This is a genomic window from uncultured Microbacterium sp. (assembly GCF_937927635.1).
Taxonomy (GTDB): Bacteria; Actinomycetota; Actinomycetes; order Actinomycetales; family Microbacteriaceae; genus Microbacterium.
The window spans coordinates 367,747-381,880 of record NZ_CALBRW010000016.1 but is presented as its reverse complement, the minus strand read 5'-3'; the positions used below and the strand labels follow the sequence as shown (position 1 = coordinate 381,880).

14 protein-coding genes are annotated in these 14,134 nt (G+C 64.8%); 5 read left to right on the top strand and 9 right to left on the bottom strand.

The annotated features are described in order from the left end of the window. Window positions 1-354: 354 nt before the first annotated feature. From Q0568_RS06545 to rpmH, 9 genes are all read right to left on the bottom strand, one after another. The gene (locus Q0568_RS06545; RefSeq protein ID WP_298864111.1) at window positions 355-1,323 is read right to left on the bottom strand and encodes a ParB/RepB/Spo0J family partition protein; all 969 of its coding nucleotides are present in this window, start codon (window positions 1,321-1,323) and stop codon (window positions 355-357) included. Further along, window positions 1,323-2,255, bottom strand: a complete 933-nt coding sequence (locus tag Q0568_RS06540) for a ParA family protein (protein WP_298864108.1) — start codon at window positions 2,253-2,255, stop codon at window positions 1,323-1,325. Before Q0568_RS06540 ends, Q0568_RS06545 begins: the two co-directional genes overlap by 1 nt. Window positions 2,256-2,620: 365 nt before the next feature. After that, on the bottom strand, window positions 2,621-2,923 hold the full coding sequence (locus Q0568_RS06535; RefSeq protein ID WP_298864105.1) for a GIY-YIG nuclease family protein: 303 nt from the start codon (window positions 2,921-2,923) through the stop codon (window positions 2,621-2,623). Window positions 2,924-3,401: 478 nt separating this feature from the next. Then, window positions 3,402-4,028 (bottom strand): 16S rRNA (guanine(527)-N(7))-methyltransferase RsmG, encoded by a 627-nt coding sequence (gene rsmG, locus Q0568_RS06530; RefSeq protein WP_298864100.1) that lies wholly within the window; start codon window positions 4,026-4,028, stop codon window positions 3,402-3,404. A 162-nt stretch (window positions 4,029-4,190) separates the two neighbouring features. Continuing rightward, window positions 4,191-4,679, bottom strand: coding sequence for a R3H domain-containing nucleic acid-binding protein (locus Q0568_RS06525; protein WP_298864097.1), 489 nt, complete (start codon window positions 4,677-4,679; stop codon window positions 4,191-4,193). Then, a complete protein-coding gene (yidC, locus tag Q0568_RS06520) occupies window positions 4,679-5,752 on the bottom strand; it encodes a membrane protein insertase YidC (RefSeq protein ID WP_298864095.1) in 1,074 nt (357 codons plus the stop codon). The genes Q0568_RS06525 and yidC overlap by 1 nt, the downstream gene beginning before the upstream one ends. Continuing rightward, window positions 5,742-6,107, bottom strand: a complete 366-nt coding sequence (gene yidD, locus Q0568_RS06515) for a membrane protein insertion efficiency factor YidD (RefSeq protein WP_298864091.1) — start codon at window positions 6,105-6,107, stop codon at window positions 5,742-5,744. Before yidD ends, yidC begins: the two co-directional genes overlap by 11 nt. Then, window positions 6,104-6,454 carry a ribonuclease P protein component gene (rnpA, locus tag Q0568_RS06510; protein ID WP_298864088.1) on the bottom strand — a complete coding sequence of 117 codons (351 nt, stop codon included), beginning with the start codon at window positions 6,452-6,454 and terminating at the stop codon, window positions 6,104-6,106. The genes yidD and rnpA overlap by 4 nt, the downstream gene beginning before the upstream one ends. An 18-nt stretch (window positions 6,455-6,472) precedes the next feature. Further along, window positions 6,473-6,610, bottom strand: coding sequence for a 50S ribosomal protein L34 (gene rpmH, locus Q0568_RS06505; RefSeq protein ID WP_298864085.1), 138 nt, complete (start codon window positions 6,608-6,610; stop codon window positions 6,473-6,475). A gap of 319 nt (window positions 6,611-6,929) precedes the next feature. On the opposite strand from rpmH, the gene dnaA reads away from it, so the two are divergent. The 5 genes from dnaA to gyrB all read left to right on the top strand — a co-directional run bounded on the left by dnaA (window position 6,930) and on the right by gyrB (window position 13,981). After that, window positions 6,930-8,321, top strand: coding sequence for a chromosomal replication initiator protein DnaA (dnaA, locus tag Q0568_RS06500; RefSeq protein WP_298864082.1), 1,392 nt, complete (start codon window positions 6,930-6,932; stop codon window positions 8,319-8,321). A gap of 433 nt (window positions 8,322-8,754) precedes the next feature. After that, a complete protein-coding gene (gene dnaN, locus Q0568_RS06495) occupies window positions 8,755-9,897 on the top strand; it encodes a DNA polymerase III subunit beta (protein ID WP_298864077.1) in 1,143 nt (380 codons plus the stop codon). 197 nt (window positions 9,898-10,094) lie between these two features. Further along, window positions 10,095-11,297, top strand: a complete 1,203-nt coding sequence (gene recF / locus Q0568_RS06490; RefSeq protein ID WP_298864074.1) for a DNA replication/repair protein RecF — start codon at window positions 10,095-10,097, stop codon at window positions 11,295-11,297. Further along, on the top strand, window positions 11,290-11,775 hold the full coding sequence (locus tag Q0568_RS06485) for a DciA family protein (RefSeq protein WP_298864071.1): 486 nt from the start codon (window positions 11,290-11,292) through the stop codon (window positions 11,773-11,775). The genes recF and Q0568_RS06485 overlap by 8 nt, the downstream gene beginning before the upstream one ends. Window positions 11,776-11,887: 112 nt before the next feature. Next, entirely contained in the window at window positions 11,888-13,981 is a 2,094-nt protein-coding gene (gene gyrB, locus Q0568_RS06480) for a DNA topoisomerase (ATP-hydrolyzing) subunit B (RefSeq protein WP_298864068.1), read from the top strand. Window positions 13,982-14,134: the final 153 nt, after the last annotated feature.

Here is a 14,134-nt window from a genome sequence, read left to right as displayed (position 1 = left end):
GAAATGCCCGAGCCCGCACGAGAACTCGTTTCGACTCGCTGCGCTCGCTCAACGACCGGTGCCCCTTCGGTCATTGAGCGAGGAGCGCCAGCGACGAGACGAAATGCCCGAGCCCGCACGAGAACTCGTTTCGACTCGCTGCGCTCGCTCAACGATCGGACACTCCCCGGTCATTGAGCGAGGAGCGTTAGCGACGAGACGAAATGTCTGAGCTCGCACGAGAGCTCGTTTCGACTCGCTGCGCTCGCTCAACGACCGGTCATTGAGCGACGAGCGAAGCGAGGAGACGAAATGGCCTTCAACGCCAGAAGCGCGCCGTTTCACGTGAAACAGTGCGCTTCTGACCGAGGGTGATCAGCGGGATCCGTACTCCTCTTCGCCGAGCTCGGCGAGAATACGGTTGAGATCCTGGATCGACGCGAACTCGATCTTGACCTGGCCTTTTCGTGCACCCAGAGCGATCTGTACACGGGTGTTGAGCCTGTCGCCGAGCTTGCCTGCGACCTCGTCGAGATAGGCGCGGCGCGCTCCGGCCTGAGGTTTCGTCTTGCTGCCGGGTGCAGCGGGGAGGCTCTTCGCGGCCGCCTCTGTGGCGCGCACGGACAGGTCTTCATTCACGACCTTGTCCGCCAGTCGCTGCATCCGCTCGGGATCCTCGACCGACAGAATCGCACGCGCATGACCAGCAGAGAGCACGCCCGCTGCGACCCGCTGCTGTACGGGAACCGGCAGGCGCAGCAGGCGAATCGTGTTGCTGATCTGCGGACGGGACCGGCCGATCCTGGTAGCCAATTCCTCCTGCGTGATGCCGAAGTCGTCGAGCAGCTGCTGATACGCGGAAGCCTCTTCAAGAGGATTCAGCTCCGACCGGTGCAGGTTCTCGAGCAGAGCATCCCGCAGCAGGTCCTCGTCCGCCGTCTCACGAACGATCGCCGGAATCTCGGCCAATCCGGCCTCGCGTGCAGCACGAGTGCGCCGCTCCCCCATGATCAGTTCGTAGTCGCCGGCGGAATTCCTGCGCACGACGACCGGCTGCAGCACTCCGAACTCCCGCACACTGTGCACGAGCTCGGCCAGCCGCTCCTCATCGAAGACCGTGCGCGGCTGACGAGGATTCGGGACGATCGCGTTCGGATCGACCTGGATCAGCTGGATGCCCGGAATGGCGGTGAGCTCTGCGACCTTCCCCGCATCGTCCGACGGTGCAGCATCCGCCTTCTGCTTCGATGCACCCGGGAAGAACACGTCCACCGGCCGCTCCGACTGATCCGCGATGGGGATGAGGGCGCCGATTCCCCGACCGAGTCCGGTGCGTTTGGCCATCATTGCTCCTTCTTCTGCGAGGCTCGTGCTCCCCGCTGTGCGATCTCGACTGCTGCTTCCCGGTACGCGACGGCGCCGGCGGATGATCTGTCATAGGCGATGACTGTCTGGCCGAAGCTCGGGGCCTCGGACACGCGAACCGATCGCGGAATGATCGCATCCAACACCTGTTCGGGGAAGTGGTTTCGCACCTCATCGGCGACCTGCTGCGACAGGCGCGTGCGCGCGTCGAACATCGTCAGCAGGATCGTGGTGAGGTGAAGTTCAGGGTTCAGATGCTTCTGAATCATCTGGATGCTGCCGAGCAGCTGACTCAGGCCCTCCAGTGCGTAGTACTCCGCCTGGATGGGGATCAGGACTTCGGATGCCGCTGTGAATGCGTTGATGGTGAGAAGCCCCAACGATGGCGGGCAGTCGATGATCACGATGTCGGTGGGGTGATCATCCAGGTAGGTCTGCAGTGCACGCCGCAGCCTGAACTCTCGCGCGACCTGGGAGACCAGCTCGATCTCCGCGCCAGCCAGGTGGATCGTGCTCGGCGCGCAGAGCAGGTTCGGGGACTCGGGACTGGTCTGCACGATCTCTTCGAAGGGAAGATCGTCGATCAGCACGTCGTAGATGCTGGCGACATCAGCTGTGTGGGTGATACCCAGTGCTGTGGAGGCGTTGCCCTGTGGATCAAGGTCGATCACCAGCACCTTGGCTCCGATTTCAGCGAGGGCGGAAGCCAGATTCACCGCTGAAGTGGTCTTGCCGACCCCGCCCTTCTGATTGGACACGGTGAAGACACGGGTCTCCCCGCTGAATTCGACACTGACCCCGCTGAGAGCCCTGCGTCGACTGCTGAGATCAGCGAGCTCGCGTGCAAGCGGCGTATCCATCCCGAAATCGTGGTTCGGCAATGCGTTGTCGGATGGTTTCACGTGAAACATCGACTCCTTTCGGGACCGTCTACCACTCTAATCGCACCCACCCGCACTCCCTGTCGCAGGCCCCCGTTTCGACTCGCTGCGCTCGCTCAACGACCGGGAGTCTGCTTCGGTCATTGAGCGACGAGCGAAGCGAGGAGACGAAATGCCTACGCGACCACGAGGGCTCGTTTCGACTCGCTCCGCTCGCTCAACGACCGGTCATCGAGCGACGAGCGAAGCGAGGAGACGAAATGCACCACACCCGTTTCGACTCGCTGCGCTCGCTCAACGACCGTGAACGGCACCGGTCATTGAGCGAGGAGCGCCAGCGACGAGACGAAATGCACCCCACGTCACGGGAACGCGTTTCGACTCGCTTCGCTCACTCAACGACCGAGGGAGCGAAGGGCGCGTTCCCGCGCGCTCCAGCCCTTGATCGCATCGAACCCTCCCTCGATGAACGCGAGCCTCTTCGCGTGACTCCAGCCTTGAATCCTCTTCTCCAGACCGAAGGCCTCGTCTATCCGGTTGAACTCTGCGAACCAGACGAGCTCGACGGGCAACCGGCATGACGTATAGTCACTCCCCAGTCCCTGCGCATGCGTGGCCAGACGACGATCCAGATCCCACGTGCTGCCGGCGTAGAAGGTGCCATCCGAACATCGGAGGATGTAGGTGTACGCGGTCATCCCCAGATCGTACGCATCGCGGAGGCCTCCGCTTCACGTGGTTCCCACGTCCTGTGGATGTTTCACGTGAAACAGCATGTTGTGGATGAGAGTTCCTGCAGCGCGTTTCGACTCGCTGCGCTCGCTCAACAACCGGTCATTGAGCGACGAGCGCCAGCGAGGAGACGAAATGTTGGCGCTGCAATAGCGTTTCGACTCGCTCCGCTCACTCAACGACCGGCGAGCGCCAGCACCTTTGAATGTTTCACGTGAACAGTCGGGTGTGAGACCTGCGCTGTTGGGCGTTTCGACTCCGGTCATTGAGCGACGAGCGCCAGCGAGGAGACGAAATGTGGATCCCACCGGCGCGTTTCGACTCGCTTCGCTCGCTCAACGACCGACGAGCGCCAGCACCTGTGGATGTTTCACGTGAAACAGTCGGGTGTGAAACCTGCTCTGTTGGGCGTTTCGAGTCGCTGCGCTCGCTCAACGACCGGCGTCAGGCGCGGACGCGGGCGCGGAAGACGCGCGTGGTTTCCGTGAGAGTGCCCTCCCCCAGCACCTGGACAGACACGTCCGACACCTTGTTCTTCTTGAGAACCTTCTGCGCTGCCGCGATCTCGGCATCCACGTTCTGCCCCTTGAGGAAGATCAGCTCGCCAGCATCCTTCGCGAGAGGTGCGGTGATCGGGATCAACGTCCGAAGCGCACTCACAGCGCGGGCGGTGACCACGTCGAACTCGAGGCCGACGTCCTCTGCCCGGGCTCGCATGATCCGCACGTTGTCGAGTCCCAGAGACTCCGTCTGCTCGGTGAGCCAGGCGACGCGGCGCTCCATGGGCTCGATCAGCGTCCACTCCACGTCTGGCCTGGCGATCGCAAGGACCAGTCCGGGAAGACCTGCGCCGGAGCCCACATCGGCGACCGACCCGTGGAACAGCGACGCGGCGATGGCGGAGTTCAGCACATGACGGGTCCAGAGGCGCGGAAGCTCCAGTGGACCGATCAGGCCGCGAAGCTCACCCTCGGCAGCGAGGGCGGCCGTGAATCGGCGGGCGAGGGTGATGCGGTCGCCGAAGAGCTCCGCCGCGGCGGATGGTTCGGGTTCGACAGAGGATTCTGGCATTTCGTCTCGCTTCGCTCGCTCAATGACCGGATGGGAAGAGTTGACTCAATGACCGACGGGAAGGCATTTCGTCTCGCTTCGCTCGCTCAATGACCGGGGGGAAGAAGGATCGCTCGCTCAATGACCGAGGGACCGTTTCACGTGAAACATCCCCGGCGGAACTCAGCGGGAGATCACCGTGTGACGGTCAGAACCCTCTCCATAGGACTCGGAGACCAGCCCGCGGTCGGACACGATGTCGTGCACGAGCTTGCGCTCGTAGGACGACATCGCCGGCAGGGATGCCTGCGATGCGCCGCCGTCGAGCCTCGCCACCGCAGCATCCACGAGGGCCTCGAGCTGGTGGCGACGAGCGTCGCGCGAGCCACCGATGTCGAGGATCATCCGCGAGAACGATCCGGTCTTGCTCTGCACGGCCAGGCGCGTCAGCTCCTGCAGCGCCTGAACGGTCTCGGGGGCGGACAGCGTCGACAGTGAATCGCCCTCCGCCTCGACCGACACATACGCACGGCCCTGGCGCACGTCGAGGTTCAGGTCGCCATCGATGTCGGCGATGTCGAGCAGCTCCTCCAGGAAGTCCGCCGCGACGTCGCCCTCGCGCTCCAGGTCCTCGACGGTCGAATCGGCCGACGCCTTCAGTCCATCAGTCATCAGTTGGACCCCTTCTTCTTCGCACGCTTCTTGCCCATCGGCTGCTCGCGCTTGGGCGCCTGCGCCTTGGCGCGCTCGGCCTCCTCGAGCAGGCGCTGCTGCTCGGCTTCGTACACGGCCATGGGGACGACCTTGCCCTCGGAGTTGATGGCCTTGCCCTTGGCGGCCAGTCGCTCCTCGCGATGCCTCGCAGCATCCGAACCCGGCGTCGGCATCTCACGGATGACGAGGAACTGCTGCGCCATGGTCCACAGGTTCGACACGAACCAGTACAGCACCACGCCGAGGGGGAAGAACACACCCGAGAAGATGAAGCCCAGCGGCAGGATGTAGAGCATGATCTTCTGCATCTGGTACGCCTGACCGGTCTTGGCCTCGGGCGACAGATTCTTCGAGATGATCTGCAGCTGCGTGTAGAACTGCGACGCGATCATGAGGACCACGAGCACGATCAGGATGGTGGCCGTGGCCTCCCAGCCGGCGGGCTTGGTCTCCAGGGCCGAGCGCAGATCGATGTGCAGCGGTGCCACACCGAACAGAGTCGCGTCGTAGAAGAGCTTGGTCAGTTGCGCGTTCAGAGGCCCGACGCCGCCGACACCGGCCTGAGCGTGAGCTGCCACGTCGCGCAGCGTGTAGAACATGCCCAGCAGGAACGGCATCTGCACCAGCATCGGCAGGCACGACGACACCGGTGTCGTACCGTGCTTCTTGTACAGCGCCATCGTCTCGCGACTCATGGCCTCACGGCTCAGCTGGTCGCGCTTGCCCTTGTACTTCTCCTGAACCTTCTTCAGCTGAGGAGCGATCTCCATCATCTTGCGCTGGCTCTTGATCTGCTTCACGAACAGCGGGAACACCGCCGCCCGGATCACGATCACCAGGCCGATGATGGAAAGAACCCAGGTCAGACCCGATCCCGGTCCGAGCCCGACCGCGGTGAACAGCCAATGCCAGGCGACCAGGATCGTCTCGACGATCCACTTGAAGGGCCACAGCAGGATGCTGAAGAAGTCGGTGCCCCCGCCGGCAGCGGCGGCAGGCGTGGTGGCGGCGAGCAGGAGGTCAGAACCCACTGTTCATTTCCTTTCGAGCGGGTACGACGAACCCGCGTCGGGTCAGTTCGTAGCGGAAGTGAGCATGAGAGTGGACGTCGTCGACGCCCCCCTTGCTCCACGGATTGCAGCGCAGGATGCGCCAGGCGGAGAGAACCGTCCCCCACACGGCGCCGTGCTGCTGAACCGCACCTACAGCGTATGCGGAACAGGACGGGTAATACCTGCAGACGTCACCGTACATCGGGGACACGATCGCCCGGTAGACGACGAGGAACGCGAGAACCGCGTTCCGGGGCAGCAGCAGGATGCCGCGGAGCAGATCGGATGCCCGGAAGCGAGCCGTTCCGAAAGCATAGGAGGGCAGCGCACTCATGAGCGCACCGCGCCGGCGACCAGCCGGTTCAGGCAGCGCACCACATCGGAACGCAGTTCGGTGAAGTCGGCATGCGCAGATGCCGGAAGGGCACGGATGACGACATCCGTGCCCTCGGGGACAGTTTCGAGGAACTCCGCACACACCGCTTTCAGGCGACGACGAACGGTGTTGCGAACCACGGCGGTTCCTACCTGCTTGCTGATGATGAACCCGAATCGAGGCGCACGCGCTTCGGCTGCGGGCAGCACAGACGTCACCAGGCGCGATCCACCGCATCGCGAACCACGGCGCACGACCTGTCGGTAGTCGGCACCGCGCGTCAGTCGATTCGGCCGGGCGAGCACGGCGAGTCCGGACGCGGCTTACGCCGAGAGCTCAGCGCGGCCCTTCGCGCGGCGTGCCGAAAGAATGGCGCGGCCGGCGCGGGTGCGCATACGGGCGCGGAAGCCGTGCTTCTTGGCGCGACGGCGGTTGTTGGGCTGGAAGGTGCGCTTGCTCATGGAATCACTCCGGAAATGGTGTCACCGGGGTTCTGCATCCGGAGACAGGGGGGTACTGCCGTTAGGCATAAGTCAACCGATTAAGGGTACGACCTGCCGTCGCGCAGGGCAAATCCACCGCTGAGTGCCACTATGCCCCTCACCAGTTGCGCACACCCATTATCCACAACTGTGGACAGCTCGACCGATCACGACACACCCGCGTGTTTCCGCGCACGGCTTGCTGTTCCGTCGTGCTGTGACTACCGTGGCATCCGACGTTATCCACAGGGGGAGATCACGCTTCGAGCGCCTTTTCCACAACCTCGCCCGGAGCACAATGACCTCTGCAGCCCACCCCGATGTGCCGATCTGGTCTGATCTGCTCGACCGACTCGGGGACGACGACCGCGTCTCGCCGCAGCTGCACGGCTTCCTGAGCCTCGTCGTCCCGGCGGGTGTCATGGGCGGAGTCCTCTACCTGGACGTTCCGAACGACCTGACCGCGGCACAGATCAACAAGCGCTTGCGCATCCCGATCATGGAGGGGCTCTCTTCGATCGGTGATGAAGTCACCTCGTATCGGACCGTCGTCAACCACGAACTCGCCGACCAGCCGGCAGCATCCATCGCCGTTCCCGACTTCGCCTCCCCTGAGCCCGTCCGCACGGAGAGCACCATCGAGCCCGCGCAGCCGTCGCGCCATGAGTCACGGCTGAACCCGAAGTACACCTTCGACAACTTCGTGATCGGCCAGTCCAACCGCTTCGCGCACGCCGCGGCCGTGGCCGTGGCCGAAGCACCCGCCAAGGCGTACAACCCGCTGTTCATCTACGGCGACTCCGGCCTCGGCAAGACGCATCTGCTGCACGCGATCGGCGACTACGCGCAGTCGCTGTATGCCGGGGTCAAGGTGCGCTACGTCTCCAGCGAGGAGTTCACCAACGACTTCATCAACTCGATCGCCAACAACCGCGGTGCCGCCTTCCAGAGCAGGTACCGCGAAGTCGACATCCTGATGATCGACGACATCCAGTTCCTGCAGGGTCGCGCCGAGACCCAGGAGGCGTTCTTCCACACCTTCAACCAGCTGCATGACCACAACAAGCAGGTCGTGATCACCAGCGATGTCGCACCGAAGCTGCTCACGGGATTCGAAGATCGGATGCGCAGCCGCTTCGAATGGGGTCTGATCACCGATGTCCAGGCGCCCGACCTGGAGACTCGCATCGCGATCCTTCGCAAGAAGGCGCAGAGCGAGTCGCTGCACATCCCCGACGAGGTGCTCGAGTACATCGCGACGGTCGTCTCCTCCAACATTCGCGAGCTGGAGGGCGCACTCATCCGCGTCTCGGCGTTCGCCAGCCTGAACCGCTCGGCGCTGGACATCTCCCTCGCGCAGACCGTTCTCCGCGACATCGTCGATACGACCGAGGACAACGTCATCTCGCCGACGGACATCATCACCTCGACTGCCGGCTACTTCAAGCTCACCGTCGACGACCTGTACGGCTCCAGCCGATCGCAGCAGATCGCCCTCGCACGGCAGATCGCCATGTACCTGTGCCGCGAGCGCACCAACCTGTCGCTGCCGAAGATCGGTCAGCTGTTCGGCAACCGCGACCACACCACCGTGATGTACGCGTGCAAGAAGATCAGCGAGCTCATGAAGGAGCGGCGCTCGGTCTACAACCAGGTCACGGAGATCACGACGCAGATCAGCCGTCGCTGACCGCGCCCGGTCCGACGCCCCCGACACGCCTGTCGCCGTGCGGGATCGCGCCAGTTGTCCGCAGGGGTTGTGGATAACTTGTGGAAAGATCGCCTTCCGGATGCCGTCCAGCAGGCGTCCCTGTGGAAAACCCACGGCCGGCTTTCAGACGCCGATACCCCTGGAACCCGCGGATTCCTCAGGGTTTCCACATGTCACACGGATGTAGTTACCTACTCCCTGCTGATATCCACCGACTTATCCACAGAATCCACAACTGTTAACACCGTTAAGAGATCTCTCTGAATTCAGGGCTCCCCGATCACCAGACGGGTGTGGACGCACCGCAGCGGAATCCCCGACGACGGTGGACAGCCGCCTCCGCCGTACGACTAGCATGGGATCGCCTGCAGTGGGCCCACTGCGCAAGGTGAAGTGCAACGAGGGAGCGCCCGTGAGGTTCCAGGTCAACCGCGATGTGTTCAGCGAGGCTGTGTCCTTCGTCGTCAAGCTGCTGCCGCAGCGCAATCCGCAGCCGATCCTGGCCGGCGTGCTCATCGAGGCCAGCGAGCAGGGTCTGACCCTCTCGGCCTTCGACTACGAGGCGTCCGCTCGCACCACCATCGAAGCCACGGTCGACGAGCCCGGCACGATCCTCGTGCACGGCCGACTGCTCTCCGACATCGCCAGCCGTCTGCCCAACGCGCCGATCGAGATCGCGGTCGAGGAGGACGGCGGCATCGCCGTCACCTGCGGATCCGCGAGGTTCACCCTCGCCGCGATGCCGGTGGAGGAATACCCCTCGATCCCCGAGGTCACAGGTTCCACGGGTGTCGTGCCGGCCGAGGAGTTCGGCACCGCCATCGCGCAGGTCGCGTTCGCGGCATCCCGCGACGACGTCACCCCCGTGCTGACCGGTGTGCAGCTCGAGGTGTCCGGCACCACGCTGAGCATGGTCGCCACCGACCGCTACCGCGTCTCGCTGCGCGATGTGCCGTGGGACGGCGAGGGCGCCGAGCAGACCGCGCTGGTCCCGGCCCGCACCCTGACCGAGGTCGGCAAGACGTTCGCGCACGCCGGCAACATCGAGATCGCGTTCTCCGGCGCAGGCGACCGGGAGATCATCGCCTTCACCGCCGGCAACAAGACGGTGACATCTCTCCTGATCAAAGGCAACTTCCCGCCCGTCCGCCGGCTGTTCCCCGAGCAGACCGACCACTACGCGGTGGTCAACACCGGCGAACTCATCGAGGCCGTTCGTCGCGTCGCGCTGGTGCTGGACCGCTCGGCGCCGCTGCGGTTCACGTTCAGCACGGACAGCGTCACGATGGATGCCTCCGGCAGCGAGCAGGCCCGGGCATCCGAGTCGGTCGATGCGCACCTCACCGGCGGCGACGAGGTCACTCTCGGCCTGAACCCGCAGTACCTGCTCGAGGCGCTCGGCGCCGTGAAGAGCGAGTTCACGCGGGTGACGTTCACGTCCAGCGACAACGCCAACAAGCTCAGCCCGGTGCTCGTGACCAGCCAGACCTCCGTCGACCAGGCCGGCCTCGACTCGTACAAGTACCTGCTGCAGCCCAACCTGCTGCTCCGCTGATCCCTACTCACCCCTGCCACCACGGTTCATTCCATTCGCAACATGCGGCCGCTGCATTGAGCTGAGGGCGGAGCGATGCTTCTGGAGTGAGCATCGGGGAGGAGCGAAGCGGAGGGGTCCCCGCTCTGCGAACGAAGGAAGCATCGCGGAGTCCGCCCCACCCGTGGCTGTCTGACCCCGAAGGTAGGCTGATCCTCGTGATTGTGGAGCACCTGAACCTGGTCGACTTCCGCAATTACGCGACCGCCGACCTCGCTCTGCATCCAGGCCCGAACGTGCTCGTCGGCAGCAACGGCCAGGGCAAGACCAACCTCGCCGAGGCCATCGTCTTCCTGGCGACTCTGGGCTCTCACCGCGTCTCCTCCGACGCCCCGATGGTGCGCGACGGCAAGGAGTTCGCCGTCATCCGCGCCCGTCTCCTGCACGGTGAGCGCAGGGTGCTCGTCGAGGTGCAGCTGAATCGACAGGGCTCGAACAAGGCGCGCATCAACGGCTCGCCCTCCAAGACCAACGAGCTGCCGCGCTATGCGCACGTCGTGCTGTTCGCTCCCGAGGACCTGCAGATCGTGCGCGGCGACCCGTCCTCTCGCCGGAGATTCGCGGATCAGATGCTGATTCAACGCACCCCTCGAATGGCCGGCGTGATCGCCGACTACGAGCGGGTGCTGCGTCAGCGCACGGCGCTGTTGAAGTCGGCCCGGGCGCGCGGCATCCGTGGTGACGGCCTTGCGACCCTGGATGTCTGGGATGACAAGCTCATCGCGCTGGGCTCCGAGATCATCCATGCGCGCATCCGCCTGGCATCCGATCTGCAGGGTCCGGTGACCGACGCCTACGCAGCCATCGCCGGCGCCGACCACCGCCCGCAGCTGGAGTGGGCGCTCTCCGTGCACGGCGGAGATCCGGAGGAGGGCGACCCGGAGACCGACGACCCCCGCGGCGAGATCGCCGACCAGTTCCGTGCGTCGCTGCAGGCCAAGAGGAGCAAGGAGCTCGAGCGCGGACTGACCCTGGTCGGCCCGCACCGCGACGACCTCATCCTGCGCGTGCGGGATCTGCCCGTGAAGGGGTACGCCTCGCACGGCGAGTCCTGGTCGGTCGCGCTGGCGCTGCGACTGGCATCCGCCGAGCTGCTGCGCGCGGAATCCCCCGCCGGCGACCCGGTGCTGATCCTCGATGACGTCTTCGCCGAGCTCGACGCCGACCGCCGGCAGCGGCTGGCGGCGATCACCGCCGGCTACGAGCAGGTCATCGTCACTGCTGCCGTCGAGGGCGACATCCCCGAGGCGCTGCACAGGCATGTCGTCCGGATCCACGCCGGGACCATCAGCGACGAGAGGGGTCCTTCGACAAGCTCAGGGACCCAGTCTGAGGCAGAAGGCCTGGCCAATGATGCCTGACCCGCAGCCTCCCGAGACCGTCGCGACCTACCTGCGACTGCGCGGTCTGAAGCCCAGCTCGAAGAACTGGAAGCGGCGCAAGCGCATCCAGGTCGACGACGACCACGCGCCGTTCACCAAGGGGCGCGACCCCGGCACGCTCGGCGATGTGCTCGCGAAGCTCACGAAGGATTCCGGCTGGGAGAAGACGCTCGCAGCCGAGGACCTGGTGCGGCAGTGGGCGGAGCTGGCCGGCGAGGACACCGCCAAGCACTCTGAACCCGTCTCGCTGCAGCACGGTGTGCTGACGGTGAAGTGCGATTCGACGGCCTGGGCCAAGAATCTGCAGTTCATGCGCGCCGTCATCATGACCGAGATCGGCAACCGCTATCCGGATGCCGGAGTCGAGAATCTTCGCTTCATCGGACCCGATGTGCCGTCCTGGAAGTGGGGACCCCGCGTCGTGCCCGGACGCGGTCCACGTGACACCTACGGGTAGGTCATCGTGAGCGCACCCTCAAGCGCTCAGAACGCCTCACACGGCGTTTGAGCGCTAGGTCTCCCCTCGAAACCCGTTAGAATGGACGGGTACCTTCGATGTGGAGAACATTTTGACGCCTGAAATCCCTGCCGACGACAACGACGCTTCGACAAGCTCAGCGACCCAGGGCGGAGGGGACTCCGTCTCCGAGGATGCGCCGAGCCACGAATCCGCGAAAGTCACCAACGACTACGGCGCCGATGCGATCCAGATCCTGGAGGGACTCGAGGCCGTCCGCAAGCGCCCCGGTATGTACATCGGCTCGACGGGCCCGCGCGGCCTGCACCACCTGGTGTATGAGATCGTCGACAACTCCGTCGACGAGGCGCTGGCCGGCTACGCCGACAACATCGAGGTCACGATCCTCGCCGATGGCGGCATCCGCGTCGACGACAACGGCCGCGGCATCCCGGTCGATCCGCACAAGTCCGACCCCACCAAGTCCACGGTCGAGGTGGTGCTGACCATCCTGCACGCCGGCGGAAAGTTCGGCGGCGGCGGATACGCGGTCTCAGGCGGTCTGCACGGCGTCGGCTCGTCGGTGGTGAATGCGCTGTCCACCCGCTTCGACGTGGAGATCAAGCGCAAGGGCCACGTCTGGCGCCACAGCTTCGCGAACGGCGGCGTGCCGCAGCAGAAGCTCATCAAGGGCGAGGCCACCGAGGGCACCGGAACCGTCATCACGTTCTGGCCGGACCCCGAGATCTTCACCGAGGGCGTCGAGTTCGACTACGAGACGCTGCGCACCCGCTTCCAGCAGATGGCGTTCCTGAACAAGGGGCTGCGCATCGCGCTGCACGACGAGCGCCCGTCCTCCGCCTACGAGGTGGACACCGAGGACGGCACCACGGTCAGCAAGCAGCCGTCGAACGTCTTCCTGTACGAGCGCGGTCTGGTCGACTACGTCGAGTACCTCAACAAGGCCCGCAAGGCCGAGGTGGTCAACGAGGAGATCATCGACTTCGAGTCGGAGGACACCGAGCGCCACATCTCGCTCGAGGTGGCGATGCAGTGGACCACCTCGTACACGGAGAACGTGTTCACCTATGCGAACACGATCAACACGCACGAGGGCGGCACGCACGAGGAGGGCTTCCGCGCAGCGCTGACGGGTCTCATCAACCGCTACGCCCGGGCCAACAACATCCTCAAGGAGAAGGACGACAACCTCTCCGGCGACGATGTGCGCGAGGGCCTGACCGCGGTCATCTCGGTCAAGCTCAGCGAGCCGCAGTTCGAGGGGCAGACCAAGACCAAGCTCGGCAACACCGAGGCCAAGACCTTCGTGCAGAAGATCGTGAACGATCAGCTCGGCGACTGGCTGGACCGCAACCCCACGCAGGCCAAGAACATCATCCGCAAGTCGATCGACGCGGCCAACGCCCGCATCGCCGCCCGCAAGGCGCGCGAGACCGCCCGCCGCAAGAGCGTCTTCGAGTCGGCCGCCATGCCCGACAAGCTGAAGGACTGCACCAGCAAGGACCCGTCGATCAGCGAGATCTTCCTCGTCGAGGGGGACTCGGCAGGCGGCTCGGCCGTGCAGGGTCGCGACCCGCACACGCAGGCGATCCTGGCGCTGCGCGGCAAGATCCTCAACGTCGAGCGCGCGCGCCTCGACAAGGCCCTGGCCAACAAGGAGGTCCAGGCGATGATCCAGGCCTTCGGCACGGGCATCGGCGAGGACTTCGACATCGACAAGGCTCGGTACCACAAGATCGTGCTGATGGCGGATGCCGATGTCGACGGCCAGCACATCGCGACGCTGCTGCTGACTCTGCTGTTCCGCTACATGCGCGGGCTCATCGAGGCCGGTTTCGTGTACCTCGCCATGCCGCCGCTGTACCGTCTGAAGTGGACCAACTCGCCGCACGAGTACGTGTTCAGCGACGAGGAGCGCGATGCGCTGCTGAAGTACGGCAGCGAGAACGGCAAGCGCCTGCCGAAGGATGCCGGCATCCAGCGCTACAAGGGTCTCGGTGAGATGAACCCGAAGGAGCTGTGGGAGACCACGATGGATCACTCCACCCGCACCCTCAAGCAGGTCACCATCGACGACGCCGCCGCGGCGGATGAGATCTTCAGCGTGCTGATGGGCGAGGACGTCGAGTCGCGGCGCACCTTCATCCAGCGCAACGCCAAGGACGTCCGCTTCCTCGACATCTGACCCCCCTCCCCACCCACACCATCGGGTCGGGCAACAACAGCACAAGCACGTACAACAGCACAAGCACGTAGGACGGAGGAACCTTCTCGGAGCGAGCATCGGGGTGGCGCGCCAGCGCCGGGGCCCCCGCTCTGCGAGCGAAGAGAAGGCTCC

What these genes read in the sequence shown, in the direction of transcription:
- Q0568_RS06545 (WP_298864111.1), bottom strand. Translation starts at nt 1,323, where the DNA reads ATGGCCAAACGCACCGGACTCGGTCGGGGAATCGGCGCCCTCATCCCC.
- Q0568_RS06540 (WP_298864108.1), bottom strand. Translation starts at nt 2,255, where the DNA reads ATGTTTCACGTGAAACCATCCGACAACGCATTGCCGAACCACGATTTC.
- Q0568_RS06535 (WP_298864105.1), bottom strand. Translation starts at nt 2,923, where the DNA reads ATGACCGCGTACACCTACATCCTCCGATGTTCGGATGGCACCTTCTAC.
- rsmG (WP_298864100.1), bottom strand. Translation starts at nt 4,028, where the DNA reads ATGCCAGAATCCTCTGTCGAACCCGAACCATCCGCCGCGGCGGAGCTC.
- Q0568_RS06525 (WP_298864097.1), bottom strand. Translation starts at nt 4,679, where the DNA reads ATGACTGATGGACTGAAGGCGTCGGCCGATTCGACCGTCGAGGACCTG.
- yidD (WP_298864091.1), bottom strand. Translation starts at nt 6,107, where the DNA reads ATGAGTGCGCTGCCCTCCTATGCTTTCGGAACGGCTCGCTTCCGGGCA.
- rpmH (WP_298864085.1), bottom strand. Translation starts at nt 6,610, where the DNA reads ATGAGCAAGCGCACCTTCCAGCCCAACAACCGCCGTCGCGCCAAGAAG.
- dnaA (WP_298864082.1), top strand. Translation starts at nt 6,930, where the DNA reads ATGACCTCTGCAGCCCACCCCGATGTGCCGATCTGGTCTGATCTGCTC.
- Q0568_RS06485 (WP_298864071.1), top strand. Translation starts at nt 11,290, where the DNA reads ATGCCTGACCCGCAGCCTCCCGAGACCGTCGCGACCTACCTGCGACTG.